The 25,385-nt window shown below is 58.5% G+C and carries 30 protein-coding genes; 14 read left to right on the top strand and 16 right to left on the bottom strand.

Going from position 1 to position 25,385, the window contains the following annotated elements:
* Positions 1-25: 25 nt before the first annotated feature.
* Positions 26-961, bottom strand: coding sequence for a LysR family transcriptional regulator (locus tag WFN61_RS03605; protein ID WP_337037677.1), 936 nt, complete (start codon positions 959-961; stop codon positions 26-28).
* 109 nt (positions 962-1,070) lie between these two features.
* Between WFN61_RS03605 and WFN61_RS03600 the strand changes: the two genes are divergently transcribed.
* Positions 1,071-2,282, top strand: coding sequence for an MFS transporter (locus WFN61_RS03600; protein ID WP_337037675.1), 1,212 nt, complete (start codon positions 1,071-1,073; stop codon positions 2,280-2,282).
* Between the two features lie 80 nt (positions 2,283-2,362).
* Here WFN61_RS03600 and flgL read toward each other — a convergent pair whose 3' ends face one another.
* From flgL to flgB, 11 genes are all read right to left on the bottom strand, one after another.
* The gene (gene flgL / locus WFN61_RS03595) at positions 2,363-3,316 is read right to left on the bottom strand and encodes a flagellar hook-associated protein FlgL (RefSeq protein ID WP_144812551.1); all 954 of its coding nucleotides are present in this window, start codon (positions 3,314-3,316) and stop codon (positions 2,363-2,365) included.
* A 14-nt stretch (positions 3,317-3,330) separates the two neighbouring features.
* Complete coding sequence (flgK, locus tag WFN61_RS03590) at positions 3,331-4,983, bottom strand: flagellar hook-associated protein FlgK (protein WP_144812554.1); 1,653 nt, start codon at positions 4,981-4,983, stop codon at positions 3,331-3,333.
* Between the two features lie 75 nt (positions 4,984-5,058).
* Positions 5,059-6,015 carry a flagellar assembly peptidoglycan hydrolase FlgJ gene (gene flgJ, locus WFN61_RS03585; RefSeq protein ID WP_257757205.1) on the bottom strand — a complete coding sequence of 319 codons (957 nt, stop codon included), beginning with the start codon at positions 6,013-6,015 and terminating at the stop codon, positions 5,059-5,061.
* A complete protein-coding gene (locus WFN61_RS03580; protein WP_042392737.1) occupies positions 6,015-7,112 on the bottom strand; it encodes a flagellar basal body P-ring protein FlgI in 1,098 nt (365 codons plus the stop codon). The genes flgJ and WFN61_RS03580 overlap by 1 nt, the downstream gene beginning before the upstream one ends.
* Before the next feature lie 11 nt (positions 7,113-7,123).
* On the bottom strand, positions 7,124-7,822 hold the full coding sequence (gene flgH, locus WFN61_RS03575) for a flagellar basal body L-ring protein FlgH (RefSeq protein ID WP_144812560.1): 699 nt from the start codon (positions 7,820-7,822) through the stop codon (positions 7,124-7,126).
* Between the two features lie 60 nt (positions 7,823-7,882).
* A complete protein-coding gene (gene flgG / locus WFN61_RS03570; protein WP_042392733.1) occupies positions 7,883-8,665 on the bottom strand; it encodes a flagellar basal-body rod protein FlgG in 783 nt (260 codons plus the stop codon).
* A 13-nt stretch (positions 8,666-8,678) separates the two neighbouring features.
* Positions 8,679-9,434: a flagellar basal body rod protein FlgF gene (locus WFN61_RS03565; protein WP_144812564.1), complete on the bottom strand. Its 756-nt coding sequence runs from the start codon at positions 9,432-9,434 to the stop codon at positions 8,679-8,681.
* Positions 9,435-9,454: 20 nt separating this feature from the next.
* Entirely contained in the window at positions 9,455-10,660 is a 1,206-nt protein-coding gene (gene flgE / locus WFN61_RS03560) for a flagellar hook protein FlgE (protein ID WP_144812567.1), read from the bottom strand.
* Positions 10,661-10,686: 26 nt separating this feature from the next.
* A complete protein-coding gene (gene flgD, locus WFN61_RS03555; protein WP_144812570.1) occupies positions 10,687-11,361 on the bottom strand; it encodes a flagellar hook assembly protein FlgD in 675 nt (224 codons plus the stop codon).
* Between the two features lie 11 nt (positions 11,362-11,372).
* Positions 11,373-11,777: a flagellar basal body rod protein FlgC gene (gene flgC, locus WFN61_RS03550; protein WP_042392725.1), complete on the bottom strand. Its 405-nt coding sequence runs from the start codon at positions 11,775-11,777 to the stop codon at positions 11,373-11,375.
* Between the two features lie 3 nt (positions 11,778-11,780).
* Positions 11,781-12,197: a flagellar basal body rod protein FlgB gene (gene flgB / locus WFN61_RS03545; RefSeq protein WP_103821236.1), complete on the bottom strand. Its 417-nt coding sequence runs from the start codon at positions 12,195-12,197 to the stop codon at positions 11,781-11,783.
* Positions 12,198-12,371: 174 nt separating this feature from the next.
* Here flgB and flgA point away from each other — a divergent pair, with 174 nt between their 5' ends.
* The 3 genes from flgA (at position 12,372) to flgN (ending at position 13,846) form a co-directional block, all read left to right on the top strand.
* A complete protein-coding gene (gene flgA, locus WFN61_RS03540; protein WP_337037671.1) occupies positions 12,372-13,031 on the top strand; it encodes a flagellar basal body P-ring formation chaperone FlgA in 660 nt (219 codons plus the stop codon).
* A 94-nt stretch (positions 13,032-13,125) separates the two neighbouring features.
* Complete coding sequence (flgM, locus tag WFN61_RS03535) at positions 13,126-13,419, top strand: flagellar biosynthesis anti-sigma factor FlgM (RefSeq protein ID WP_042392719.1); 294 nt, start codon at positions 13,126-13,128, stop codon at positions 13,417-13,419.
* A 4-nt stretch (positions 13,420-13,423) separates the two neighbouring features.
* The gene (gene flgN, locus WFN61_RS03530; RefSeq protein ID WP_222890137.1) at positions 13,424-13,846 is read left to right on the top strand and encodes a flagella biosynthesis chaperone FlgN; all 423 of its coding nucleotides are present in this window, start codon (positions 13,424-13,426) and stop codon (positions 13,844-13,846) included.
* Between the two features lie 47 nt (positions 13,847-13,893).
* On the opposite strand, the gene murJ is transcribed toward flgN, so the two are convergent.
* From murJ to rimJ, 4 genes are all read right to left on the bottom strand, one after another.
* Positions 13,894-15,429, bottom strand: coding sequence for a murein biosynthesis integral membrane protein MurJ (gene murJ / locus WFN61_RS03525; RefSeq protein WP_257757201.1), 1,536 nt, complete (start codon positions 15,427-15,429; stop codon positions 13,894-13,896).
* Positions 15,430-15,552: 123 nt separating this feature from the next.
* A complete protein-coding gene (locus tag WFN61_RS03520) occupies positions 15,553-16,476 on the bottom strand; it encodes a Gfo/Idh/MocA family protein (protein ID WP_312273348.1) in 924 nt (307 codons plus the stop codon).
* A gap of 2 nt (positions 16,477-16,478) precedes the next feature.
* Positions 16,479-17,126, bottom strand: coding sequence for a YceH family protein (locus WFN61_RS03515; RefSeq protein ID WP_257757199.1), 648 nt, complete (start codon positions 17,124-17,126; stop codon positions 16,479-16,481).
* 12 nt (positions 17,127-17,138) lie between these two features.
* Positions 17,139-17,726 (bottom strand): ribosomal protein S5-alanine N-acetyltransferase, encoded by a 588-nt coding sequence (gene rimJ, locus WFN61_RS03510; RefSeq protein ID WP_257757198.1) that lies wholly within the window; start codon positions 17,724-17,726, stop codon positions 17,139-17,141.
* Between the two features lie 192 nt (positions 17,727-17,918).
* Between rimJ and mdtH the strand changes: the two genes are divergently transcribed.
* From mdtH to WFN61_RS03460, 10 genes are all read left to right on the top strand, one after another.
* Positions 17,919-19,127, top strand: coding sequence for a multidrug efflux MFS transporter MdtH (gene mdtH, locus WFN61_RS03505; protein ID WP_144812591.1), 1,209 nt, complete (start codon positions 17,919-17,921; stop codon positions 19,125-19,127).
* 65 nt (positions 19,128-19,192) lie between these two features.
* Entirely contained in the window at positions 19,193-19,840 is a 648-nt protein-coding gene (grxB, locus tag WFN61_RS03500) for a glutaredoxin 2 (RefSeq protein WP_312235153.1), read from the top strand.
* Positions 19,841-19,967: 127 nt separating this feature from the next.
* Entirely contained in the window at positions 19,968-20,528 is a 561-nt protein-coding gene (locus WFN61_RS03495) for a lipoprotein (RefSeq protein WP_144812597.1), read from the top strand.
* A 127-nt stretch (positions 20,529-20,655) separates the two neighbouring features.
* Complete coding sequence (pyrC, locus tag WFN61_RS03490) at positions 20,656-21,702, top strand: dihydroorotase (protein ID WP_144812600.1); 1,047 nt, start codon at positions 20,656-20,658, stop codon at positions 21,700-21,702.
* 75 nt (positions 21,703-21,777) lie between these two features.
* Positions 21,778-22,023, top strand: a complete 246-nt coding sequence (dinI, locus tag WFN61_RS03485; RefSeq protein ID WP_042392697.1) for a DNA damage-inducible protein I — start codon at positions 21,778-21,780, stop codon at positions 22,021-22,023.
* Positions 22,024-22,291: 268 nt separating this feature from the next.
* The gene (bssS, locus tag WFN61_RS03480; protein ID WP_042392696.1) at positions 22,292-22,546 is read left to right on the top strand and encodes a biofilm formation regulator BssS; all 255 of its coding nucleotides are present in this window, start codon (positions 22,292-22,294) and stop codon (positions 22,544-22,546) included.
* A 114-nt stretch (positions 22,547-22,660) separates the two neighbouring features.
* On the top strand, positions 22,661-23,782 hold the full coding sequence (gene solA, locus WFN61_RS03475; protein ID WP_144812604.1) for an N-methyl-L-tryptophan oxidase: 1,122 nt from the start codon (positions 22,661-22,663) through the stop codon (positions 23,780-23,782).
* A gap of 51 nt (positions 23,783-23,833) precedes the next feature.
* Positions 23,834-23,950 carry a YceO family protein gene (locus WFN61_RS03470; RefSeq protein WP_144812607.1) on the top strand — a complete coding sequence of 39 codons (117 nt, stop codon included), beginning with the start codon at positions 23,834-23,836 and terminating at the stop codon, positions 23,948-23,950.
* A gap of 270 nt (positions 23,951-24,220) precedes the next feature.
* Positions 24,221-24,787 carry a cytochrome b gene (locus tag WFN61_RS03465; RefSeq protein ID WP_144812611.1) on the top strand — a complete coding sequence of 189 codons (567 nt, stop codon included), beginning with the start codon at positions 24,221-24,223 and terminating at the stop codon, positions 24,785-24,787.
* 1 nt (position 24,788) lies between these two features.
* Positions 24,789-25,364, top strand: coding sequence for a YceI family protein (locus WFN61_RS03460; RefSeq protein ID WP_144812614.1), 576 nt, complete (start codon positions 24,789-24,791; stop codon positions 25,362-25,364).
* Positions 25,365-25,385 lie beyond the last annotated feature (21 nt).

Genomic DNA, 25,385 nt, shown 5'->3' with positions numbered 1-25,385 from the left:
AAGCCGACCTCCGGGTCGGCTTTTTTTATGCCCCGGAGGCGGGAAGGCGCATACCGGTAATGTCAGGAACCGCCTCGCGCATCATTTGCAAAAAGGCCCGCAGCCGGGCCGGATAGTAACGCGCCCACGGGTAAACCAGGTGCACCGGCAGCGGGGCAGGCTCCCAGTCGGGCAGCAGCCTGACCAGCCTCCCCTCACGGACATCCTCCGCCACCGCCCAGCTTGAGATGATCACCGCGCCTAATCCCTGCAGGGCCGTACTGCGCGCAACATAGAGGCTGTCGGTATAGAGCCGCGGAGCGATAGTCACCTGCTCAACCGTCCCGGCGGTATCGGTCAGGCTAATGCTGTGCTGGTAGAAAGTGCTGAGCGCCACCCACGGCAGCGCCGCCAGTTGCTGTGGCCCGGTCACCGCCGGGTAGTCAGCGAGCAGCGCAGGCGCAATCACAACGCTACGCGGCACCTCCGCCAATAGCACCGACACCGTACTCGGATCGATCTCCGCGCCGACGCGAATCGCGCAGTCGATGTTAGTGCTCAGAAAATCGACGTTTTTATCGTTTAGCATCCACTCAACCGAGAGCTGTGGATGCTGGCTAAGAAACCGGGTTAGCGGCGCAAGCAGTTGCTCCTGGCCAAAAGCGTGCGGGGCACGCACCCGCAGCGTACCGACCGGCTCATCGCCAGCGTGGCTCACCTCATCCTCCAGGGTGGACCAGGCCGATAGCAGCCGCCTGGCATGCTGGTAGCAGCGTTCGCCGTCATCGGTCAGCTTCATGGCGTGGGTCGTGCGCAGGATCAGCTTAACCCCCAGCAGCGCCTCCAACGACTGAAGACGGCGGCTTACCGTCGCCTGGGTGGTTTCCAGCAGCCTCGCGGCGGCTGACAGGGAGCCGCTCTCAACGATGCGGACAAAGGTGTGCATCAGATCGACCCTGTCTATACGTTCAGTTCGCTTCATTTTATTCCTGCCTATACATTTCGCGTATAGCTCTTTTACCACTGGACCGGCTACCGCGTCACGCCATCTTCCGCAAAAATGTCTTCACACCACCTTTGAGGACTCTATTATGAACCGCCAGGCATCACCCTTTGACGTACCGCGCTGGATTATTTTTATTCTGGCGATGGGAGCCGGATTCAGCGTTGCCGCTATCTATTATGCTCAGCCTCTGCTGCCGCTGATGGGTCGCGATCTCCATTTAACCGTTAACGGCATGGGTCTCGTGCCGACGCTGACCCAGGCAGGCTACGCGCTGGGCATTCTGTTCCTGCTGCCGCTGGGGGACCGCTACGATCGCCGGATGCTAATCCTGATAAAATGCGCCGCGCTGGCCCTCTTCCTGCTGATCTGTAGCCTGACCAGCCATCTCAATACGCTGCTGGCGGTAAGCCTGCTGCTGGGGATGGCCGCCACGATGGCGCAGGATATCGTGCCTGCCGCAGCGATACTTGCGCCAGAAGGCAAACAGGGAAAAACCGTAGGCACCGTGATGACAGGTCTGCTGCTGGGGATCCTGCTCTCCCGTACGGTAAGCGGCTTCGTGGGTGCGGCCTTTGGCTGGCGGGTGATGTACCAGCTGGCAGCGGCGAGCATCGCGTTTATTGGCGTCGTGATGTGGGCGGTGCTGCCACGCTTTGCTACCCACTCCGACCTCAGCTATCCGGCGCTGATGCGCTCAGTAGCCCAGCTGTGGGGGCGCTACCCTGCCCTGCGCCGCGCCGCGCTGGCGCAAGGCTTTCTCTCGGTAGCCTTTAGCGCCTTCTGGTCTACCCTGGCGGTCATGCTGCTGGATCGTTTTCACCTCGGCAGCGCAGCAGCAGGTACCTTCGGGATTGCTGGCGCGGCGGGTGCGCTGGCTGCACCGCTGGCCGGGGGGCTGGCCGATCGGGTCGGGGCAGCGAAAGTCACCCAGCTGGGTGCGGCGCTGGTCACCGTCTCCTTTGCCCTGATGTTTGTCCTGCCGCTGCTCTCTACCCAGATGCAGCTGGTTGTGATTGCCATTGCGGCGGTAGGTTTCGATCTGGGACTACAGTCGAGCCTGGTTGCTCACCAGAATCTGGTTTATAGCCTTGAGCCGCAGGCGCGGGGTCGTCTCAATGCGCTGCTGTTTACCGTGGTGTTTATCGGCATGGCGGCTGGCTCTGCCCTCGGCAGTAAAATCTATACCCTGGCGGGCTGGCCTGGCGTTGTGGCCCTGGCGACGGTCTCAGGCATTATTGCCCTGGCAATCCGCCTGACAACCGGTACGCGTCGCCCAGAGGTAGCAAACGTTGGATAAAAAAAACCGCCCCGGTCAATGAGGGCGGTCTGCAAAGAGAGTGCATACCTGTCCATTTAACCGGACAGGTTTTCTTTTTATTAAGAGTTAATCTGGAACAGCGACATGCCTTGCATATCGGAAAACGCTTTATAGGATGCCTGAAGCGCCGCCTGCTGCATGGTGTAGGAGGAGATAGCCGCATTCCAGTCAACGTCAACCAGATCGCTCATCTGCTGGGTTTGACCCAGGGCACGATCGGTACCCAGCGCGTCAAGGTTGTCCAGCTCGTTAAGCTGCGTTCCGACTTCAGCACGCACGGCAAGCACGTTGTTAAGTGAATTGCGCAGGCCACGGTTGGTTTTATCCATTACGTCTTGCGCCTTGGTCTGGGCCGTCTCATCCCCGCTTACCGGGGTCTTCAGCGAGGCAATAGCCGAATCCAGCATGGCAAACAGGTTCGTTTCCGGGGCGGTGCCGTCTGGCTCGGGTACCGCGTTGCTGGTTACGCTGTCAAAAACCTGGGTGCCGGTGTGGGCAATCACCATTGACCGCGCGGCGTCTACCTGCTGGGTAATGGGCTGCGCGCCGCCGCCGTACTGACCGGTGGCCTGATTGAACGGTGCGCTTTCGGTTTTGTAGCCGCCAAAAATATAGCGACCGTTGCCGTCGGTGCTGTTGGCAAGGTTCATGATCTGGTCGCGAATACCTTGCAGATCGGTTGCCAGCGAGGCACGGTCGTCATCGCTCAAGGAGCCGTTGCCGCTGTTGATGACCTTGGACTGCGCGGACTGGATCGCGGTAGAGACCTGGTCCAGGATGCTGTCTTCCAGCGACACTTTCTGCGTCGCGAAGGTGCGAGCCAGCTGATACTGGCTGTTCTGCGCCTGGGCCTGGGAGAGCACCACCGCCTGCGAGGCGGCGATAGGGTCATCAGAGGCGCGGTTGACGCGCTTGCCGGTAGACATCTGCTCCCCGTAGCCTAGCCACTTGCTCTGCGAACTGGTGACACCACGCATGTTTTGTTCATACATCATCTGAGTGCTAACGCGCATCATCAACCTCTTGCTTAGCGGATGTTCAGTAACGCATCAAACAGCGAGCTCGCCGTCTGTAAAACCTGTGCGTTTGCGAGATAATATTGCTGGTAACGCTGTAAGTTACCGTACTCTTCGTCGAGGTTAACGCCGGAGATAGACTGCTGCTGGTTGCTCAGCTGCGTCACCACGTTATCCTGGGTGGTGCTGCTGCTCTTCAGCGTGGCCGTGGTGCTGCCCACGGTGCTGACCAGCGCGGCATAGGCATCGTTGAAGCTCTTGTTGCCGCCGACGCTTTTGCTTTTTTGCAGATCCAGCAGCGCCTGGCCGTTGACGTTATCGCTATCGCCGCTGGTGGCGGACGCCGCCATGGCAATTTTTGACTCGTCCTGGAAGGCCAGATCCATATTGACGATGGCATTGGCCGTCGGCTTGATAATAAAGCTGTCGTTATTGCCCGCACCGTTGGTAGCGCTAATGTTGACCTTCAGGCCGTCAAAGTTCAGGCTGCCGTCGTTAGCATCCGGCGTGGCGGTAAACGAGGTGTTGTCTGACAGGCGAGTGACCTGCCACTTCGAGCCGTCGTAAACTACCTTATAGTCGGTCGCCTGCACCTTGCTGCTGTCGCTCACCGTGGTGGTCAGCGCCGCATCGCCGGTGTTGCGTGCGTTGCTCAACGTGGAAGGCGATCCAATGGTAAAGAAGTCGCCGCCCTTGTCGCCGTTAGCGTCATAGCCTTTGGCATGCTGGGTGTTGAAGGCGTCGGCAAAGGAGAGCGCCAGCTGGCCCAGCGAGTTGCGGGTCTGGTCGAGGTTCTGGCTGCGGAAGGTCAGCAGGCCACCAAGGGAACCGCTGTTGAGCAGCTTCTCTGGGATCTCCACGTTGCCCGCGGTGGCATCAACGTAGGCCACGGTGGTACGGGACGGATCCGCGCTGGACGGCACGGCAGCCAGCTGACGCGAAGAGCTGCCCTGAACCAGGGTGTAGCCATTAGCCATGCTGATGTTATAGGTGCCGCCGTCCTGAACGCTCACTTCCACGCCAACAATCTTGTTGAGCTCGCTCACCAGCTGATCGCGCTGATCCAGCAGGTTATTTGGCGAGGAGCCTGCGCCCACGCCGGTCAGACGGGAAATCTGATCGTTAAGGTTAGCGATCTGGGTGGTGTAGTTGTTGATCTGATCCACGCTGGAGGAGATAGACAGGTTAACCTGCTTATCCTGATCGCGCAGATACTGATCGGTTACCTTGAACTGGTTTACCAGCCCGTCGGCTTTGCCCAGCAGGGTCTGGCGGGAGGCTGGATCTTCTGCGTTGCTGACCAGCGTTTGCAGGCTGGTAAAGAAGCCCTGCATGGTGGTGGCCAGAGTATTCGTCGAGCCAGAGAGCATGTCATCAATCTTAGACATCTGCTCATAGCGCGTGGTCAGGCCGCTGCTCTGGGTCTGCGCGGCGCGCAGCTGATTGGTGATGAAGGCGTCATATTCACGCTGGACGCCGGTGACGTTCACCCCGTTGCCAACCCAACCGCCTGCACCCAGCGTACTGTTTGCCTGTGCCAGCACCGTTGTCTGACGGGTATAGCCCGCGACGTTATAACTGGAGATGTTATTACTGACGGTATTCAACGCGGCCTGGGCTGCATTCAGCCCGCTCATGGCGCTGTTAATCAAGCTACTGGACATGGAGATTCCTTATACACTTTTAGACATAAGTCCTGCTAACGATTATCGGCAGCGCCAGGCTGAACTTGAGTGCTGTCAGAACAGATTTTCAATATCGTTGCTGTAGGCTTTACTCACCTTATCGCTAAGGGATTTCAGCTGCTGGATCATGCTGGTAAGCTTACGGGCATAGTTTGGATCGGTGGCGTAGCCCGCACTCTGCAGCGCCTGCGCCCCCTGCTCGGCAGTCGCCGCGGTGGTGACGGCGGCATAGCGCGGGTTGCGCGACAGCAGGCCAACGTAGTCCGACAGCGCCTCCAGATAGGAGCCGTAGACGCGGAACTTCGCCTTCACCTTCTTCGCCTCACCGTTCTCATATTCGGTGGTGGTGATCTCGGTGGTCGGCCCCTTCCAGCTGCTGCTGGCCTTGACGCCAAACAGGTTAAAGCTCGGCTCACCGTTTTCACGCTTGATCTGCCGCTGCCCCCAGCCGGACTCCAGCGCCGCCTGGGCGAGGATCAGGTGGTGCGGCACCCCGCTCTGCTCGCTGGCCAGTCGCGCCGGCAGGGAGAGCTGAGCGAGGAAATCCTTGCTATCGCCGGACAGGGCGGCATCGTTGCCCCCGCCGTCGGGCGTTTTCGGCATCGCCTTGCGCACCATCTGGGTCAGGGCCTGGTTTTGATAACTGGTCACCGTTTCCAGCGGGAACTTCATTGGCACCTGTGAAGGTGCCTCAGCAGGTTCGCTCTGACCACCGGACATCTGCTTCACCATCATCTCCGCCAGCCCCAGTCCCTTGCCAGCGGTCAACTGCTGGGCAATCTGCTGGTCATACATGCTGGTGTACATGCGGGTAGAGTCGCTGCTAAACAGGCCGTCTTTTGGCAGGGCTTCACGCATGCTTTTCAGCATCATCTGCACGAACATCCCCTCCACCTGACGGGCCACCGGGCGCAGGTTAGCCTGCGGATCCTGCCCGGCCTGGGTTTTCAGTTCATTCAGCGATTGCGCATCCCATGCCGCGCTCGCCATCATCCGGCTGTCGGTTAGCATTAGATAATTTCCAGTTTCGCGCGCAGGCAGCCTGCGCTCTGCATTGACTGAAGGATCGACATCAGATCGATCGGCGTCGCGCCCAGCGCGTTCAGCGCCCGGACAACGTTGTTCAGGTTGGCGCTGGAGCGAACGCTCTGTAGCGAACCGCCGCTCTGGCGCAGGTCGATCTGCGTCTGCGGGGTGACCACGGTCTGACCGCCGCCAAACGGCGTATCCGGCTGGCTGACGTTGGCCTGGCGGTTTACCGTCACCGAGAGGTTGCCCTGAGCCACCGCACAGCTGTCCAGCGTCACTTCGCGGTTCATCACCACCGATCCGGTACGGGAGTTGATCACGACCTTCGCATCCTGCGGCGTCACGCCAACTTCCATATTCTGGATATCAGCCAGGAAACGCACCTGCGAGCTGTTGCCGCTCGGAACGCGGATCTGGATGGTTCGCGCATCCAGCGCCGTGGCGCTGCCGTAGCCGCGAGAGCGGTTGATGGTGTCGGTGATCTGCTGCGCCAGGGTGAAATCTTCCTGGTTCAGCTGCAGATTGATGGTGTTGCCGGAGCCAAACTGGCTAGGCAGCTCACGCTCTACCACCGCGCCGCCGGTAATACGGCCGCCGTTGAGCTGGTTAACCTGCACGCTGCTGCCGCCTGCCGCTGCGCCCGCACCGCCGACCAGCACGTTGCCCTGCGCCAAAGCGTAGACCTGGTTATCGACGCCTTTCAGCGGCGTCATGATCAGCGTACCGCCACGCAGGCTCTTGGCGTTACCCATCGAGGAGACCACAACGTCGATGGTCTGCCCCTGGCGGGCAAACGCCGGGAACTGGGCAGTAACCATCACCGCCGCCACGTTTTTCAACTGCATGTTGGTCCCGGCAGGGACGGTGATCCCCATCTGGGAGAGCATGTTGTTCAGGCTCTGGGTGGTAAACGGCGTCTGGGTGGTCTGGTCGCCCGTCCCATCCAGGCCGACAACCAGCCCGTAGCCAATCAGTGAGTTCTGTCGTACGCCCTGTACGCTGGTGAGGTCGCGGATGCGCTCGGCCTGGGCAATGGTTGCTACCAGTACCAGCGCGATCCCTGCCAGATATTTAAACATTGGTCACCCCGTTACATCGGCGAGAGGTTAAGGAAGAAACGCTGCAGCCAGCCCATATTCTGCGCTTCATTGATATAGCCGTTGCCGACATATTCGATGCGCGCGTCCGCCACCTGGGTGGACGGAACGGAGTTGCTGCCGCTGATGGTGCGTGGGTTCACGACACCGGAGAAGCGGATGAACTCAGTGCCCTGGTTAATGGCGATCTGTTTTTCACCCACGACGTGTAAGTTACCGTTGGCCAGAACCTGGTCAACCGTCACGGTCAGCGTTCCGCTGAAGGTGTTGCTGGCATTGGCCCCACCCTTACCGTTAAAGCCGTTGCTGCCTGAGGCGTCGACATCCGCCCGGCCGTTGCCAAACAGGCCTTCTAAGTAGCGCGGCGCAGTACCGACGCCGAAGTTGGTTTTGCCGTCGCGGCTGGCGTTCGCCGACGAGCTTTTGCTGGCGCTGACGTTCTCTTGCAGCACGATGGTCAGCGTATCGCCTACGTTACGCGGCCTGCGATCCTCAAACAGCGGCTGATAGCCGTAGTTGATTGGCTGGGCGGTCTGAAAAATGGAGCCGTTGACAATGGGCTGCGGGCCGGGCGTGGGCTGCGCAGTAGTTGCGCCCTGCACCAGCGGCGTCGAGGGGATCCAGGCACACCCGTTGAGGGTGAGTGCCACCAAAGCCATAAGCGGATAACGAAACGCGGCGGATTTATGCATTGCTTTCATCTTCGAAATCAGGGGCCCGGCGCGGCGGTTAGTGCCGCGCCGGAGCGCGCCTTAGAGTTGCGTCAGTTTTTGCAGCATCTGATCGGTAGTCGATACGGCTTTACTGTTAATTTCGTAAGCGCGCTGAACCTGGATCATATTCACCAGCTCTTCAGCCACGTTCACGTTAGAGGTTTCAACATACCCCTGGTAAAGCAGCCCTGCACCGTTCAGGCCAGGCGTCGAGTCGTTCGGCGCGCCGGAAGACTGCGTTTCGGTATAGAGGTTCTCACCAATGCTTTCCAGACCGGTATCGTTCATAAAGGTGGTCAGGTTGAGCTGCCCTACCTGTACCGGTGCGGCCTGGCCCTGCTGGGTCACGCTCACCACGCCGTCACGGCCAATGGTGATGCTCAGGGAGTTCGCCGGAATGGTAATGGCTGGCTGCACCTGGAAACCGCCGGCGGTCACCAGCTGGCCGTTCTGATCCACCTGGAACGAGCCGTCGCGGGTATAGGCCGAGGTACCGTCCGGCAGCATCACCTGGAAGAAGCCCTGGCCTTTGATCGCCACGTCTTTACTGTTATTGGTCTGGGAGAGGTTACCCTGGCTGTGCAGGCGCTCGGTGGCCACCGGACGAACGCCGGTACCAATTTGCAGGCCTGACGGCAGCGTAGTCTGCTCGGAAGACTGCGCGCCGGGCTGGCGAACGGTCTGGTAGAGCAGATCTTCAAAGACCGCACGCTGACGCTTGAAACCGTTGGTGCTGACGTTCGCCAGGTTGTTGGCAATGACGTCCATATTGGTTTGCTGGGCGTCGAGGCCGGTCTTGGCAATCCATAAAGAGTTAATCATAGTTAGTCCTGTATTAGCTCATCGACAGCAGTGAGTTAGCACGCTGCTCATTTTCATCAACGCTGCTGATGACCTTCATCTGCATCTCAAAGCGACGCGCGCTGGCGATCATATCGGTCATCGCGGCCACCGGCTTGACGTTGCTCCCCTCCAGCACGCCCGACATCACGCGGATGGTGGGGTCGGCCTGCAGGGTCGCGCCGCGGGTCGCCTGGGCGGCCTGGCTGAGACGGAACATGCCGTCATCGCCACGCACCACTTCAGTCCCGGTCGCCTTAACCAGCTTCAGCTTACCAATCGGTGATACCGTGTTCGGCGGATCGCCGGGGGTCAGCGCCGAGACGGTGCCGTCCGCCGCAATGGTGATCTCCGCCCCTTCCGGCACGGCAATCGGACCCGCATCGCCCATTACCGGGTTACCCTGGATGGTCAGCTGACCGGTCGGGCTCACCTGCATATTACCGTTGCGGGTATAGCCCTCGGTGCCGTCCGGGGTCTGCACCGCCAGCCAGCCGTCCTGTTGCAAGGCAACGTCCAGCGGGCGGGAGGTGTAGTCCATCTGGCCCTGGGTCATATCCGCGCCGGGGGTAGACGCCGCTACCAGCGTACGGGTAGGCAGCGACAGGCCCTCTACCGGCACGGCGCGCAGCGCGTTGAGCTGTGCGCGGAAGCCCGGCGTAGAGGCGTTCGCGAGGTTGCTGGCCGTAACCGCCTGCTGGTTGAGCGTCTGGCTGGCCGCGCCCATCGCGGTATATATTGCGTGATCCATGAAGCCGTCCCGTCAGGCGCTTAGCGCAGGTTAACCAGGGTGTTAAGGATCTGATCCTGGGTTTTGATGGTCTGCGCGTTTGACTGATAGTTACGCTGCGCGACGATCATGTTGACCAGCTCTTTACTCAGATCGGTGTTGGATGCTTCCAGTGCGCCGTTGGTCAGGGTACCGAAGTTACCGTTGCCTGCGGTGCCCAGCAGCGCCACGCCAGAGGACTGAGTCGCCGTCCAGACGTTGTCGCCTTCAGAGGCCAGGCCTTCGTTGTTAGCGAAGTTAGCCAGGACGATCTGGCCCAGCAGCTGGTTCTGCTCGTTAGAGTAGTTACCCACTACGGTGCCGTCGTCGTTGATCTGGTAGCTCACCAGGTCACCCGGCTTATAACCGTTCTGGTTAGTGGCCACGATGTTGTTCGCACCGGTGTTCTGCTGCATCGAGTTCAGGAAGCTCAGGCTGAAGGTCGCCGGGGTTGCGCCCGGGATCGTTGCCGTCGTCACGCTGGCGGTGCCGCCGGAGGTCAGCGCGCCGGTGTTGCTGAAGCCCAGCGTAGTGGAGAGCGTCGCAGGGCTGTTCGCCACGCTGCTGTCCTGGGTGTAGACGTTCCAGGTGTTGCTCGCCGTGCTCTTCACGAAGTAGACGTTCATGTCGTGAGAGTTACCCTGGCTATCGAAGACCGTCACCGAGCCTTTTTTGTTGTAGCTGTCGGCGTTGGTCGGATCAAAGGCCACGGTCGGCGCAGCGTCGGTGGAGTTCAGGTTGATCTGCATCGCCGCTGTATCGGTGGTTTTCGCCGCCATCAGCGTGTTGGGAATAGAGATCGCCGTCGGGTTCGCGCCCTGCTGAACAGTCGGCGGGGTGCCGGTGGCCGGGAAGCCGGTCAGCTGCAGGCCCTGCATGTTAACGATGTTGCGGTTTTCGTCCAGCTTGAACTGGCCGTTGCGGCTGTAGAATACCGACCCGTTGCTGTCCACCAGACGGAAGAAACCGTTCTGGCTGATAGCGACGTCCAGGCCGCGACCGGTGTTGGTGGTCGTGCCGTCGGTGAAGTCCTGGGTAATACCCGCTACCTTCACGCCGAGACCGACTTTAGAACCGGCAAACATATCGGCGAAGGACGCGGTGCCAGATTTAAAGCCATAGGTGGCGGAGTTGGCGATGTTGTTACCAATGACATCGAGGTTGGTGGCCGCAGCATTCAGGCCGCTGACCGCTTGTGAGAAGGCCATGACTTACTCCTGATAAGTGTAAAGGCTTATATAATCTGCCGTACTTCGTCGAGGGTGGTGGTACCGTAGGTACCCAAATCTAAGGTGTTACCGGTACTGCTTTTGGTGACGCCCTGCACCAGCGCAAACTGCAGCGGCTGAGCCACGAGCTGGGTAGAGCCGTTGCTGGCACCAATGGAAACGGTGTAGGCGCTGTCCGGTGCGGCGGTGCCGTCGGTCATCTTGCCGTCCCAGCTAAAGGTGTGAACACCCGCGCTCAGTCCGCCAATATCAATAGTGCGTACGACCAGGCCATTTTTATCGGTAATGGTGGCGGTGACTTTGTCCGCAGGCTGGGTCAGCTCAACGCCAAACGGCGTGGTGGTTTCGCTGCCTGCCAGCACGGTGGTGCCCGGGATCATCACGCCGTGGCCGATGAGGGTGCTCGCCTGCAGCGACTGGCTGTTGTCGATCTGGCCGGAGATCGCACCGAGGGTGGTATTGAGCTTCTCAATGCCGCTCACGGTATTGATCTGTGCCAGCTGGGTGGTCAGCTCGTTGTTCTCCATCGGATTGGTGGGATCCTGGTTTTTGAGCTGGGCCACCAGCAGCGTTAAGAAGCTGCTCTGCAGATCCGTTGCGCTACTGCCGGAGGTCGCGCTGGTCGCTTTCGATGTGGCGGTAGTGCTGGTGGTGTCGTTGAGATTTACAGCGATAGACATGCGACTCTCCTTTACGAACCAAGCGTGAGCGTTTTCAGCATCATGCTCTTCACGGTGTTAAGTACTTCAACGTTTGCCTGGTAGCTGCGTGAAGCGGACATGGAGTTAACCATCTCGCCGACGACGTCTACGTTGGGCATCCGCACGTAGCCTTTGGCATCGGCAAGCGGGTTGCCTGGCTCAAAGACCAGCTTTTCCGGCGCCTGGCTCTCAATGACGTTGGCGACCTTGACGCCGCCGGTGGCTGCGCCCGGGGCCGCATTCACCTGGAATACGACCTGCTTGGCACGGTAGGGCTGGCCGTCGGGGCCGGTGACGCTGTCGGCGTTCGCCAGGTTACTGGCCGCCACGTTCAGCCGCTGTGACTGGGCGGTCAGCGCCGATCCGGCGATATCAAAAATGTTCAGTAATGCCATCGATTAATTCCCCCCCTGCAGCACGCTCATCATGCCTTTGATCTGTCCACCCAGAACGCTCAGCCCGGTCTGGTATTGCAGGCTGTTATCGGCAAACTGGGTACGTTCCCGGTCCATATCGACGGTGTTACCGTCCAGCGACGGCTGATCGGGAATGCGATAGAGCAGTTCAGTAGACGGTGCGGCGATGGTCTGGGCAGGAATATGGCGGGCGGAAGTCAGTGCCAGCGATACACCGCTGGTTTCGGCCCGGCCGCGCTCCATCACTTTTTTAAGTTCGCTGGCAAAATCCATATCGCGCGCCTGATACCCCGGGGTATCGGCGTTGGCAATATTGGCAGCCAGAACTTCCTGGCGCTGCGCGCGCAGGTTTAATGCTTCTTGCTGAAATCGTAGCGCGGCATCGAGTTTATCGAGCATGTCTCCCCCGCTGATGACTATTACGCTGATGAGAAATTGACAGATGACAGCTTAAAGGGCAGAGGGCACGCCTTATCGTTGGAATAAACGCAAAATGCGTCGCTATTTATTGCGTTGATAGATTTGCACTGCGGGTAAAATCCTCTCACTTTCTCATCCAGGCAGGAGTTCGCCATGCACAGTGTGAAAAGCCTCTGCGCTGCCATGTTGCTGTTGATCAGCCCCTTTGCGGCCGCGCAGGATCTCACCGCCCAGCTGACCACCTTTTTTGCCCAGCGGCTGGCTGGCTTTAGCGACGAGGTCGCCGTCACCGTGCGCACGCCAGCTAACCTGCTGCCTGCCTGTGAACAACCGGCGCTGAGCGTCGCGGGTAGCGCGAAGCTGTGGGGCAACGTTAACGTGCTGGCCCAGTGCGCCAATGAGAAACGCTATTTGCAGGTCACGGTAGAGGCAACCGGCAACTACGTGGTGGCGGCCCAGGCCATCACCCGCGGCAGCACGCTCGTACCGGACAGCGTGACCCTTAAGCGTGGCCGTCTGGATCGGCTGCCGCCGCGCACCATGCTCGATATTAACCAGGCCCAGGATGCGGTTAGCCTGCGCGATCTCGCCCCAGGCCAGGCGATTCAGCTCTCGATGCTGCGCCAGTCGTGGCGGGTAAAAGCCGGACAGCGGGTGCAGGTGATCGCCAGCGGCGACGGCTTTAGCGTAAACGGTGAAGGCCAGGCGCTGAACAACGCCTCGGTGGCGCAAAACGCCCGCGTGCGCATGACCTCGGGTCAGGTGGTTAGCGGAACGGTAGCGCCTGATGGGAATATTCTGATTAACCTGTAATCTTTTTAAAGAATTTGCGGCACCTGCCGATAATTAAGCAATATATGATGATGGCAAGCCACAACGGCCGCGAACCCTCGATGAGGACAACACTATGAGCATTGATCGTACATCGCCTTTAAAGTCGGTTAGCACCGTCCAACCGCGCGAAACTCACGATACTCAGACCCCAAAAGCGCGTCTGGAAAAATCCGCTACCGCGAACAGTACCAGCGTCACGATTAGCAATGCGCAAACCAAGCTGACCCAGGCGGGCAGTGAAGATATTAATATGGAGCGCGTGGAAGCCCTGAAAACCGCAATCCGCAACGGCGAGCTGAAAATGGATACCGGCAAAATTGCCGACGCCCTGATTAGCGAAGCGCAGAGTTTCCTACAGAGTAAGTGAGCGTATGAGCAAACTGTCAGAAGTTCTTGATCAAATGACAGTTATCCTGAACGCGCTGAAAGGCGTGATGGATGCTGAGCAACAACATCTTTCTGCGGGCCAGATTAACGGCAGCGCGCTACAGCGTATTACCGAAGAGAAGAGTTCGTTGCTCGCCACGCTGGACTATCTTGAACAGCAGCGTCGTGCCGAACAGAATATGCAGCAGAGCGCAAATGATGATATCGCAGGCCGCTGGCTGACTATCACTAAAAAAACGCAGCACCTGCGCGAGCTTAACCAGCACAACGGCTGGCTGCTGGAAGATCAGATCCAGCGCAACAGGCAGGCGCTGGAGGTGCTAAAACCGCATCAGGAGCCCGCCCTCTACGGCGCGAATGGCCAAACCTCGGTTACCCACCGCGGCGGCAAGAAAATCTCCATCTGATCTTGCACCGCACAGGCCCGGGCACCGCTGCCCAGGCCTGTTCTGTTTTACGCCGTCCGGCGAGCAAACTCCTTCACCTTAAAGCCCAGCAGCGCCAGCGTGGCGAAGTAGGCAATGCCCCCCACCGCTACCACCGCCATCAGGCGCAGCAGTCGCCAGGCCATGGCGCCCTGCGACCACTCCGGCATTATCGAGAGCACCCCCAGCAGCGCGGCGGCCATTACCACAACGGCAATAATCAGACGCAGCAGAAAACGCTGCCAGCCCGGCTGCGGGGTAAAAATCTTCTGCTTGCGAAGCTGCCAGTAGAGCAGGCTGGCGTTGAGGCAGGCCGCCAGGCCAATGGACAGCGCCAGTCCGGCGTGCTTGAGCGGGCCGATAAAGGCCAGGTTCATCAGCTGGGTCATAATCAGCGTGACGATAGCGATCTTGACCGGCGTTTTGATGTCCTGTCGCGAGTAGAAACCCGGCGCCAGCACCTTCACTACAATCAGCCCCATCAGCCCCACAGAGTAGGCTACCAGCGCCTTCTGGGTCATCAGCGCATCGGTAGCGGTGAATTTGCCGTACTGGAACAGCGAGACCGTCAGCGGTTTGGCGAGGATCCCCAGCGCCACGGCGCTCGGCAGCGCCAGCAGGAAGCAGAGGCGCAGGCCCCAGTCCATCAGGCGACAGTACTCGTCGTGGTTGCCGCTGGCGAAGCTGCGAGAGAGCGACGGCAGCAGAATCGTGCCCAGCGCCACGCCCAGCACGCCGGAGGGAAACTCCATCAGACGGTCGGCGTAGTACATCCACGACACCGAGCCGGAGACCAGAAACGAGGCGAAAATAGTGTTGATGATCAGTGAGATCTGGCTGACCGAGACGCCAAGGATCGCGGGCCCCATCTGCTTAACAACCCGAATTGACCCTGCATCACGCAGGCTGATGCGCGGCAGTACCAGCATGCCAATCTTTTTGAGGTGCGGCAGCTGATAAAAAAGTTGCAGCACGCCCCCGACGGTCACCGCCCAGGCCAGCGCCAGCACCGGCGGGTGAAACAGCGGTGCGGCAAAGAGCGCAAAGCCAATCATGCTGACGTTTAAAAGGGTGGGCGCAAAGGCCGGCACCGAGAAGCGGTTCCAGGTATTCAGGATCGCCCCCACCAGTGAGGCTAGCGAAATCAGCAGAATGTAGGGAAAAGTGATCTTCAGCAGCTGGGTGGTGAGCGCAAACTTGTCGGCGGTATCGGCAAAGCCCGGCGCGGTGACCATGATCACCCAGGGCGCGGCCAGCATCCCGGCAATGGTCACAATCGCCAGCACCAGCGTCAGCAGACCGGAGACATAGGCGACAAAGACGCGGGTCGCATCTTCCCCCTGCTTGCTCTTGTACTCGGCCAGAATAGGCACAAACGCCTGAGAGAATGCCCCCTCCGCGAAGATACGGCGCAGCAGGTTGGGAAGCTTGAACGCCACAAAGAAGGCGTCGGTTGCCAGGCCTGCGCCAAACACCCGCGCCACGATGGCATCGCGGGCAAAACCCAGCACGCGGGAAAAGAGAGTCATCGAGCTGACCGCAGCCAGCGATTTTAATAAATTCATTACCGTATTAATCCGAACCCTGCGGCAAAACGCCTGCATAGCAGGCGTTAGAAGAAGCGCTTAGTCTACCTGGATTGCGATGAAATACTACATCCAGAAACTATTACCAGATACGACAGCGAGTTATTCGACCATCGCCTCGCGCCAGAGCCTGTCGATGATGCGCTGGGCCAGCACCGCCTGCTCCCCGGAGGTTTCAGGCGCAGTCTGATTTTTCACACAGGTGATAAAGTGTTGGGCGCAACCCACGAAGCCGCGTTGCTCAAGGGTGCTTTGCCAGCCGGGGATCGGACGTAGCGTAATGCCGCTACCCTGCTCTTCCCGCCACTCGCGCATGTCGGTGACGTCATACAGGCCACCATCGGTCACCGCCTGCACCCACTCGCGCTGGCTGCCCGCCCGGCGATGCATGCTGGTGGTGATTTGCAGGGCCTGGTGGCTAAAGTGGTGCTCGGCGTAGATCATCGCCCCCTCGTCGTTAGTCAGCAGCGTGCCGCCGTTAAGCTGCCCTTCGCCCCCCGCCAGCCACAGGGCGGTGTCCACCACGTGGAGGTAGTCGTCCAGCAGCGTAAAGCGCAGATCGTGCGGCCCGACGCTGTCGCTCCGGTGCTTATCCATGCGCAGCGATGCCCCGCTGGCGAGGCGGGTTTTCAGGTCGCGATACAGGGGGGCAAAGCGGCGATTGAAGCCGACCATCAGGATCAGCTTTTTACGCGCGGCCAGCGCCACCAGCCGCTCGGCGTCGGCAAGGTTCTCCGCTAGCGGCTTATCGACGCAGACGTGGACCCCGGCATTTAAAAGCTCGCTGACTACCGCGTAGTGTGAGGCCGTAGAGGTGTGAACGAACACGGCATCGCACTGGGCAGCCAGCTCCGGCAGCGATCCGGCGTAGGGCATCCGCCAGCGCTGGCAAATGTCTAACGCCTTTTCCCGCGACGGCGACCAGGCCGCCTGCAGCGTCCAGTCGGTGGCGGCGCCCAGTACCGGCAGCCAGGCCTTCTGGGCAATACCACCCAGCCCCACTACGCCTATGCGTAACTGTGTCATGGTTAATCTCCCAGATGTGCCCGCAGCGAATCGAGACGCTGCTTCAGTTCGGCGACCTCGCCCTCCAGCGCCGTCACCCGCGCCGCGAGATCGTCTGGCTGTGGCTCGTCGCGCTCCGCGGAGGCGGCCTCCGGGGCCGCCTCGCCGCTAAACAGGTGCATGTAGCGGCTTTCACGTTTGCCCGGCTCGCGCGGCAGGCGAACCACAAAGGGCCCATCCTCCCGGTCGGCCAGCGCTTCTAACGTCTTTTCGACCTCCGGCACGTCGGCAAACTCATGCATTCTTGCCGCCCGCATCCGCAGCTCGCCTGGCGTCTGTGCGCCGCGCAGCAGCAGCGTGGTGACGAGCGCCGTCTCGCCGCTGCTGAGCTTGAGGTTACCAAACTCGGAATTACAAAAGCGCTGTTCGTATTTCGTGACCCGATTGCCGAAGCCGCTGACGTTGCGCAGATAGTGCCGTTTGACCAGCGTGTCGAGGAGATCCTGCACCTCGGCGTCGCTGAGAGACATAACGGGTTCACGGTTGGTTTTCTGATTGCAGGCGCTGACCACTGCATTCAGAGAGAGGGGATACTGCTCAGGCGTCGTCACCTGCTTCTCCAGCAGACAGCCAATAATCCGCGCTTCGGCGGGGCTTAACAGGATTTTCATTTTCGTCTTTCCTTAGTTGCGGCCAGCGGTCCACTCCTGGGTGGTCAGCGCCGTCAGGACGTGATCGCGCCACTCGCCGTCGATCAGCAGATAGGCTTTGGCATAGCCCTCTTTTTCAAAACCCAACCGCGCCAGCAGGCCGCCGCTGCGCTGATTGTGCGGCATGTAGTTAGCCATAATGCGGTGGATATGCTGGGTGCGCTGCATATAGCGGATCGCGGCGGTCAGCGCCTCAAACATCAGCCCCTGCCCCTGCCACTTCTGTCCGATGGAGTAGCCCAGATAGCAGGCGTGAAACGAGCCGCGCACCACGTTAGAGAAGTTAGCGACGCCAACGATCTCTTTTTCGTCGGGATCGAACAGCGCAAAGTAGAAAGCGCTTCCCTGCTTGTGAAATTCGTTAATCATGCTCAGGCGCGCCTGCCAGCCGGACGGATAGCAGTGGCTCTCATCGCGTATGGGCTCCCAGGGCTTTAAAAACTGGCGGTTTTCTGCGTAGTAGTCTGCTAAACGCCATGCATCGCGTTCATGCACTAAACGTACCACCAGCCGGTCCGTCGTCAAGCGCACTTTTGGAACGTTGTTACGATAGCCGAACATTCATCACCACTCCTGTCAAAACATCTTGTTACCCCTGCGGATAACTATACCTGCGCCAGGCCACTATTACGATAAAGAGCATCAATCAAAGCGTTGCTTTGATAAAAAAATATCGTCGCCGCAGCGGTGGGAAAATGGTCAGCAACCACGCAAAATAGCAGGGTAACTATTTTGACATTCCCAGGAGGGGAGATGTCCCGCGTATCGCAGGCCAGGCGCCTGGGTAAATATTTCCTGCTCATCGATAATATGCTGGTTGTGCTCGGTTTTTTTGTTGTCTTCCCGCTTATTTCTATTCGCTTTGTGGATCAGCTCGGTTGGGCCGCCCTGATGGTGGGGATTGCCCTCGGCCTGCGCCAGCTTATCCAGCAGGGGCTGGGGATCTTCGGCGGTGCTATCGCCGACCGCTTTGGTGCTAAGCCGATGATCGTCACCGGCATGCTGCTGCGGGCCGCCGGGTTCGCCACCATGGCGGTAGCGCAGGAGCCATGGCTGCTCTGGAGCTCGTGCATCCTCTCTGGCCTCGGCGGGACGCTGTTCGATCCACCGCGCTCGGCGCTGGTGGTCAAGCTGATCCGCCCGCACCTGCGCGGACGTTTCTTCTCGCTGCTGATGATGCAGGACAGCGCCGGGGCGGTGATCGGTGCCCTGCTCGGCAGCTGGCTGCTGCAGTACGATTTCCGCCTGGTGTGCGCTACCGGCGCGGTGATCTTTGTCCTCTGTGCCGCCTTCAATGCCTGGCTGCTGCCCGCGTGGCGGCTCTCGACGGTGAAAATCCCGGTGCGGGAGGGGCTTAGCCGGGTCGTGGCCGACAAACGCTTCGTGACCTACGTTCTCACCTTAACCGGCTACTACATGCTGGCCGTACAGGTGATGCTGATGCTGCCGATCATGGTGAACGACATCGCCGGTTCGCCCGCAGCAGTGAAGTGGATGTATGCCATTGAGGCAAGTCTTTCGCTGACCCTGCTCTACCCGCTCGCCCGCTGGAGCGAAAAACGTTTTCGCCTTGAGCAGCGTTTGATGGCCGGCCTGCTGTTTATGTCCTTCAGCCTGCTGCCGATTGGCATGGTGAGCTCGCTGCAGCAGCTCTTTACATTAATTTGCACGTTCTATATCGGCTCGATTATTGCCGAACCGGCGCGGGAAACGCTGAGCGCTGAGCTGGCCGATGCACGGGCGCGGGGCAGCTATATGGGCTTCAGCCGCCTCGGCCTCGCCTTTGGCGGATTCCTTGGCTATGCGGGGGGTGGCTGGCTGTTCGACGCCGGAAAAGCCTTCAGCCAGCCCGAGCTGCCGTGGATGATGCTGTCGGCGATTGGCCTGGTGACGCTGTTTGCGTTGTGGTGGCAGTTCAGCCCCCGTCATCCCCGGACAGGGGTGCTCGAACCGGGGGCCTGATTTGAAAGGCGCTTTTTTCTCTTCCATACTGATGGTTACGGACAACCATCACCTGGAGGGGAAACGTGAAGCTCTATATTTACGACCACTGCCCGTACTGCCTGAAAGCCCGCATGATCTTCGGCCTGAAAAATCTGCCGGTGGAACTTAACGTGTTGCTCAACGATGATGAAGCCACGCCCACCCGTATGATTGGCCAGAAGATGGCCCCAATCCTGCAAAAAGATGACAGCCGCTACATGGCCGAGAGCCTGGACATTGTGAAGTACGTTGACCAGCTCGACGGCGAGCCGCTGCTGACCGGCGCACGCAAGCCAGCCATCGAGACATGGTTGCGCAAGGTTAATGAGTACACGAACCGCCTGCTGCTCCCGCGCTTTGCCAAAGCACCGTTTGATGAGTTTGCAACGCCCGAGGCGCGCGCTTACTTCACCAACAAAAAAGAGGCCGCTATCGGCGACTTTAGCGAGCATCTTGCCCATACGCCGGGGCTGGTGAAAAAAATCAGCGATGATCTGCGCGATCTGGATAAGCATATTGTCCAGCCCAACGCGGTTAACGGTGAACTCTCTGAGGATGATATCCACCTCTTCCCGCTGCTGCGTAACCTGACGATTGTGCCCGGTATTGTCTGGCCAACCCGCGTCGCCGACTATCGCGACAATATGGCCAAGCAGACGCAAATTAACCTCCTCTCCTCTATCGCAATTTAACCTCTGGTTCGGCGGAAGCGTAGGTTTCCGCCACCGCTTTCAGCCTTTTCTGCTGTTACGCCTCCCGCTGGTGCGCCAGGCTGCTTTATGTCACGATGGCATAAATGGATGGCTTTTGAGGGATCCCATGAAGAAGATTTTATTTGCCGCAGCCCTTGTTGCAGGCGGCCTGCTGGCAGGCTGTAACCAGCTCACCCAGTACACCGTCAGCGAGCAAGAGATCAACCAGGCGCTGCAAAAGCACAACAATTTTTCCCGCGATATTGGCCTGCCGGGCGTGGCGGATGCGCATATTGTGCTAAATAACCTGGTCAGCGCTATCGGGCGTGACGATCCGGGCAAAGTTACGCTCTCTGGCGACGCCGGACTGGATCTTAACTCCCTGTTTGGTAGCCAGCAGGCCACGGTTAAGCTGAAGCTCAAGGCGCTCCCGGTTTTCAATAAGGAGAAAGGAGCGATCTTTCTCCAGCAGATGGAGGTGGTTGACGCCTCGGTAATGCCGCAGAAGATGCAGCCGGTCGTGCAGACCCTGATCCCCTACCTGAATCAGGCCCTGCAGAACTACTTTAACCAGCAGCCTGCATACGTCTTAAGCGAAGACAGCAGCAAGGGCGAAGCGCTGGCGAAAAAGTATGCCAAAGGGCTGGAGATTAAAGAGGGCGAAATTGTGATCCCCTTTATTAACTGACCGATAGGCGCACCGTAATTTTTGCGCCGCGGTCAGGAAAGTGGTGCAAACGAAAACGTTTACGCCTATGCTTAGTGCCCGGCATAAAACCAGCCATTACTGACTTCACTTTAGCCGGAGCACTACCATGACAGCACAACCCCAGGTTTTAAAAATTCGCCGCCCTGACGACTGGCACGTACATCTGCGCGACGGCGATATGTTGAAGACTGTGGTGCCCTACACCAGTGAAACCTATGGCCGCGCTATCGTGATGCCAAACCTGGCACCGCCGGTGACCACCGTCGAAGCCGCCATCGCCTACCGCCAGCGTATTCTTGCCGCCGTCCCTGCCGGACACGACTTTACCCCGCTGATGACCTGCTACCTTACCGACTCGCTGGATCCCAACGAGGTCGAGCGCGGCTTTCGCGAAGGGGTCTTTACCGCAGCCAAGCTCTATCCGGCCAATGCCACAACGAACTCCAGCCATGGGGTGACCAGCATTGACGCTATCATGCCGGTGCTGGAGCGGATGCAGATGCTGGGTATGCCGCTGCTGGTGCACGGCGAAGTGACCCACGCCGAGATTGACATCTTCGATCGCGAGGCGCGCTTTATTGAAACGGTGATGGAGCCGCTGCGCCAACGCCTGCCTGCGCTGAAGGTGGTGTTTGAGCACATCACCACTAAAGATGCCGCCGACTATGTGCGCGAGGGCAATGAGCTGCTGGCAGCGACTATTACCCCGCAGCATCTGATGTTTAACCGTAACCATATGCTGGTGGGCGGCGTGCGCCCGCACCTTTACTGTCTGCCGATCCTCAAGCGTAACGTTCACCAGCAGGCGCTGCGTGAACTGGTCGCCAGCGGCTTCGACCGTGCTTTCCTTGGCACCGACTCCGCCCCGCATGCGCGCCTGCGTAAAGAGACCAGCTGCGGCTGTGCAGGCTGCTTCAATGCTCCGTCGGCGCTGGCCAGCTACGCCACCGTCTTTGAAGAGATGAACGCTCTGGCACATCTTGAAGCCTTCTGCTCGCTTAACGGCCCACGCTTCTACGGCCTGCCGGTCAACGAGGGTTACGTAGAGCTGGTGCGCGAAGAGGAGCAGGTGCCAGAAAGCATCGCCCTCAGTGACGATACGTTGATCCCTTTCCTGGCGGGCGAACGCGTTAACTGGCGGATCCGTCGCTAAAAAAGAGTTTGCTCCCTGTTGTAAGTTCTGCGTCTATACTGTATAAAAATACAGTACATTACTCAGGGGGCAATCATGCGTATTGAAGTGACTATCGCTAAAACAACACCCTTACCGCCGGGCGCGATTGATGCGCTGGCAAGCGAACTCTCCCGCCGTCTGCAGAGCGACTATCCCGACACCGAAGGCAAGGTGACCGTCCGCTATGCAGCTGCCAACAATCTGTCTGTTCTCGGCGGTGCCAAAGGTGATAAAGAACGCGTTAGCGAGATCCTCCAGCAAACCTGGGAGAGCGCGGACGACTGGTTTACGCAGGATTAATGGTTGTTTCCCTATTGTGCTTTTGCCGGGTCGCCCCGGCTTTTTTTCACTTTTAGGCATTATTCTGATGGTGCCGCTTATCTCTGTAATAAATAAGCCGTAATTAGCCCTTTTCTTGTTCAAAAAATTCTAAGAAAGTTCAGAAAAAATGCCCCTATTTTTTTTATTGGCGCAATCTGCTTAATTATTGATATACTTAAGTTGCTTCAAAAAACACGCATTGAACCTCAAGAGTCGTTGTCACTACACACGCATTTAGGGGGTTAAAATGGTAAAAAATAATGAAGTCATTCAAACCCATCCGCTCGTAGGGTGGGACATCAGCACCGTGGACAGTTACGATGCGCTGATGCTGCGCCTGCACTACCAGACCCCAAACCACGCCGACCGTGACGATACCGAGGTCGGACAGACTCTGTGGTTAACGACCGATGTTGCTCGTCAATTTATATCGATTCTAGAAGCCGGCATTGCCAAGATTGAATCTGGCGACTATCAGGAAAACGAGTACAAGCGTCATTAATGAATGCTCATTTTTCAACCAACAGGCACCCATAGGGTGCCTTATTTATTTGTGCTTGTATAACGCCAACGGGTTAATTACTCTCCTGAACACGCGTTTTTGCCAGGAGAGCTTATGAAATACGATCTTATTATTATCGGTAGCGGTTCAGTGGGCGCGGCGGCGGGCTATTATGCTACCCGCGCGGGGCTGAAGGTGCTGATGACCGATGCCCATATGCCCCCCCACCAGCAGGGTAGCCATCATGGCGATACGCGGCTTATCCGCCACGCCTACGGCGAGGGCGAAAAATATGTCCCTCTGGTGCTCAGAGCACAGACGCTGTGGGAGCAGCTGGCAGCAGAGAGCGGCGAAGAGGTGTTTATCCGTAGCGGCGTGGTTAACCTGGGACCCGCCAACTCTGATTTTCTACGCAACGTTGCCCAGAGCGCGCAGCAGTTTAACCTTAACGTTGAGCAACTCGACGCTGCGGCGCTGATGGCACGCTGGCCTGAATTTCGCGTGCCGGATGACTATATCGCCCTGTTTGAAGCCAACTCTGGCGTGCTGAAGAGCGAGCTGGCGATTAAAACCTGGATCCGCCTCGCCCGGGAAGCTGGCTGTGCGCAGTTGTTTAACTGTCCGGTGACTGCGATTCATCATCATGATGATGGCGTGACCATTGAGACGGCTGACGGCGAGTATCAGGGTGCGAAGCTGCTGGTCAGCGCTGGAACCTGGGTTAAACAGCTGCTTCCCGCCCTGCCCATTCAGCCGGTACGGAAGGTGTTTGCCTGGTATCAGGCCGATGGCCGCTACAGCAGTAAAAATAACTTCCCGGCCTTTACCGGCGAGCTGGCCAACGGTGACCAGTACTATGGTTTTCCGGCAGAAGACGATGCGCTAAAGATAGGCAGGCACAACGGCGGGCAGCCGATCAGCAGCGAAGACGAGCGTCTGCCCTTTGGCCGCGTCGCTACCGACGGCTCAGAGAGCTTCCCGTTCCTTCGCCAGTGCCTTCCCGGCATCGGCGGCTGTCTGTACGGTGCCGCCTGTACCTATGATAACTCGCCGGATGAGGACTTTATCATCGATACGCTGCCGGACAGCAGCAGCACCATGGTCATCACCGGCCTCAGCGGACACGGGTTTAAGTTTGCGTCGGTCCTGGGAGAGATTGTCGCTGACTTTGCCGCAGATAAAACGCCAGCGTTTGACTTAACCCCCTTTTCACTACGACGTTTCATGGCAGGATAAGCAGAAGGCCCCGCGCGGGCCTCTTCTCGCTTAATTATCCCTGGAGATATAATGCGCCGGCTATTTACTTACCTTACAGAAAACGTCCGTGAACATTTGATGGCCTATATTGCCTTCTGGTCGCTGCTGGCCTTAATTGACTTTATTTATATACTCTATGCCGGATAGGTAATATTGACAAAAGTTGACATTACTTTAATAAAACCTAATTTGTGCGCAGTTTTTTTGAATGAACGTAAGCAGGCTGTTCAGCCTGCAAGCTCAGCGACACGCACCATTTCTTGCGATGTGAGACGAAATCATTGAAGGTCATAAGGTAAACCAGAGCAAAAAAACTGAAGGAAATTAAATAGCCTCTGGTTTTGTTATTTTTAAGTTGCATTAATATTTTTTGCAGGCCATTTTAAGTTAACTTTATATTTGAGTATGGTTAACTCTATGCAAATGCGTAATTCTGCTCGCCGCTATGGTGCGGTCTCTATTGCGTTACACTGGCTGGTTGCTCTTGTGGTTTACGGCATGTTTGCCCTTGGCCTGTGGATGGTTACGCTGAGCTATTATGATGGCTGGTATCATCAGGCCCCGGAGCTGCATAAAAGCATCGGCGTACTGCTGATGATGGGTCTGGTGGTTCGTCTGATCTGGCGTCATCTCTCCCCGCCGCCGAAAGCGTTAGCCTCTTACTCGCGTCTGACACATGTCGCCGCCATTGGTGCGCACATTATTCTCTACGCCCTGCTGTTCGCCATTGTGATCAGCGGCTATCTGATCTCTACCGCTGACGGTCAACCCATTAGCGTGTTTGGCCTGTTTGAGGTCCCCGCTACCCTGGCCGACGCCGGTGCGCAGGCGGATCTTGCGGGTACCCTCCATCTGTGGCTGGCATGGAGCGTGGTGATCCTCTCCGTACTGCACGCCCTGGCCGCCCTTAAACACCATTTTATTGATAAAGACGACACCCTCAAACGTATGCTGGGTAAATCGTCCCCTGACTCTGGAGCATAAGATGAAGAAAAACCTGCTGGCATTAACCTTCGGCGCGCTGCTGTTCACCACCGGTTCCGCCGTAGCCGCTGATTACAAAATCGATACAGAGGGACAGCACGCCTTCGTTAATTTCCGTATCCAGCACCTTGGCTACAGCTGGCTGTACGGTACCTTTAAGGACTTTAACGGGACTTTTACCTTTGACGAAAAGGATCCTGCGGCGGATAAGGTCAACGTCACTATTAATACCAACAGCGTTGATACCAATCACGCCGAGCGCGATAAGCACCTGCGCAGCGCGGACTTCCTGAACGTAGCGAAATTCCCGCAGGCGACCTTCGCCTCTACCGGGGTTAAGAAAGATGGCGACGAGTTGGATATCACCGGCAACCTGACCCTTAACGGCGTGACCAAGCCGGTAACTCTCGAAGCGAAGCTGATTGGCCAGGGTGACGATCCGTGGGGCGGCGTACGCGCAGGCTTTGAAGCCGAAGGCAAAATCAAGCTGAAGGACTTCAATATCAATACCGATCTGGGTCCGGCAGCGCAGGAAGTGGATCTGATTATCTCCGTCGAGGGCGTGCGCCAGAAATAGCGCCGCCTCGCAGAGCCCCTG

Source organism: Pseudescherichia sp. AS216, from assembly GCF_037152055.1.
In the GTDB taxonomy this organism is placed as follows: domain Bacteria; phylum Pseudomonadota; class Gammaproteobacteria; order Enterobacterales; family Enterobacteriaceae; genus Pseudescherichia.
This window is presented reverse-complemented; position numbering and strand designations above follow the sequence as displayed.

Bases quoted from the DNA above. Each gene is read 5' to 3' on its own strand.
- rimJ (WP_257757198.1), bottom strand. From the start codon at position 17,726: ATGTTCGGCTATCGTAACAACGTTCCAAAAGTGCGCTTGACGACGGAC.
- flgA (WP_337037671.1), top strand. From the start codon at position 12,372: ATGCACAGTGTGAAAAGCCTCTGCGCTGCCATGTTGCTGTTGATCAGC.
- dinI (WP_042392697.1), top strand. From the start codon at position 21,778: ATGCGTATTGAAGTGACTATCGCTAAAACAACACCCTTACCGCCGGGC.
- bssS (WP_042392696.1), top strand. From the start codon at position 22,292: ATGGTAAAAAATAATGAAGTCATTCAAACCCATCCGCTCGTAGGGTGG.
- pyrC (WP_144812600.1), top strand. From the start codon at position 20,656: ATGACAGCACAACCCCAGGTTTTAAAAATTCGCCGCCCTGACGACTGG.
- murJ (WP_257757201.1), bottom strand. From the start codon at position 15,429: ATGAATTTATTAAAATCGCTGGCTGCGGTCAGCTCGATGACTCTCTTT.
- WFN61_RS03460 (WP_144812614.1), top strand. From the start codon at position 24,789: ATGAAGAAAAACCTGCTGGCATTAACCTTCGGCGCGCTGCTGTTCACC.
- WFN61_RS03520 (WP_312273348.1), bottom strand. From the start codon at position 16,476: ATGACACAGTTACGCATAGGCGTAGTGGGGCTGGGTGGTATTGCCCAG.
- flgM (WP_042392719.1), top strand. From the start codon at position 13,126: ATGAGCATTGATCGTACATCGCCTTTAAAGTCGGTTAGCACCGTCCAA.
- flgE (WP_144812567.1), bottom strand. From the start codon at position 10,660: ATGGCCTTCTCACAAGCGGTCAGCGGCCTGAATGCTGCGGCCACCAAC.
- WFN61_RS03565 (WP_144812564.1), bottom strand. From the start codon at position 9,434: ATGGATCACGCAATATATACCGCGATGGGCGCGGCCAGCCAGACGCTC.
- solA (WP_144812604.1), top strand. From the start codon at position 22,661: ATGAAATACGATCTTATTATTATCGGTAGCGGTTCAGTGGGCGCGGCG.
- WFN61_RS03605 (WP_337037677.1), bottom strand. From the start codon at position 961: ATGAAGCGAACTGAACGTATAGACAGGGTCGATCTGATGCACACCTTT.
- flgG (WP_042392733.1), bottom strand. From the start codon at position 8,665: ATGATTAACTCTTTATGGATTGCCAAGACCGGCCTCGACGCCCAGCAA.
- WFN61_RS03580 (WP_042392737.1), bottom strand. From the start codon at position 7,112: ATGTTTAAATATCTGGCAGGGATCGCGCTGGTACTGGTAGCAACCATT.
- flgJ (WP_257757205.1), bottom strand. From the start codon at position 6,015: ATGCTAACCGACAGCCGGATGATGGCGAGCGCGGCATGGGATGCGCAA.
- flgB (WP_103821236.1), bottom strand. From the start codon at position 12,197: ATGCTCGATAAACTCGATGCCGCGCTACGATTTCAGCAAGAAGCATTA.
- flgN (WP_222890137.1), top strand. From the start codon at position 13,424: ATGAGCAAACTGTCAGAAGTTCTTGATCAAATGACAGTTATCCTGAAC.
- flgD (WP_144812570.1), bottom strand. From the start codon at position 11,361: ATGTCTATCGCTGTAAATCTCAACGACACCACCAGCACTACCGCCACA.
- flgC (WP_042392725.1), bottom strand. From the start codon at position 11,777: ATGGCATTACTGAACATTTTTGATATCGCCGGATCGGCGCTGACCGCC.
- WFN61_RS03495 (WP_144812597.1), top strand. From the start codon at position 19,968: ATGAAGAAGATTTTATTTGCCGCAGCCCTTGTTGCAGGCGGCCTGCTG.
- flgH (WP_144812560.1), bottom strand. From the start codon at position 7,822: ATGCATAAATCCGCCGCGTTTCGTTATCCGCTTATGGCTTTGGTGGCA.
- WFN61_RS03470 (WP_144812607.1), top strand. From the start codon at position 23,834: ATGCGCCGGCTATTTACTTACCTTACAGAAAACGTCCGTGAACATTTG.
- flgL (WP_144812551.1), bottom strand. From the start codon at position 3,316: ATGCGCGTTAGCACTCAGATGATGTATGAACAAAACATGCGTGGTGTC.
- flgK (WP_144812554.1), bottom strand. From the start codon at position 4,983: ATGTCCAGTAGCTTGATTAACAGCGCCATGAGCGGGCTGAATGCAGCC.
- WFN61_RS03515 (WP_257757199.1), bottom strand. From the start codon at position 17,126: ATGAAAATCCTGTTAAGCCCCGCCGAAGCGCGGATTATTGGCTGTCTG.
- mdtH (WP_144812591.1), top strand. From the start codon at position 17,919: ATGTCCCGCGTATCGCAGGCCAGGCGCCTGGGTAAATATTTCCTGCTC.
- WFN61_RS03600 (WP_337037675.1), top strand. From the start codon at position 1,071: ATGAACCGCCAGGCATCACCCTTTGACGTACCGCGCTGGATTATTTTT.
- WFN61_RS03465 (WP_144812611.1), top strand. From the start codon at position 24,221: ATGCAAATGCGTAATTCTGCTCGCCGCTATGGTGCGGTCTCTATTGCG.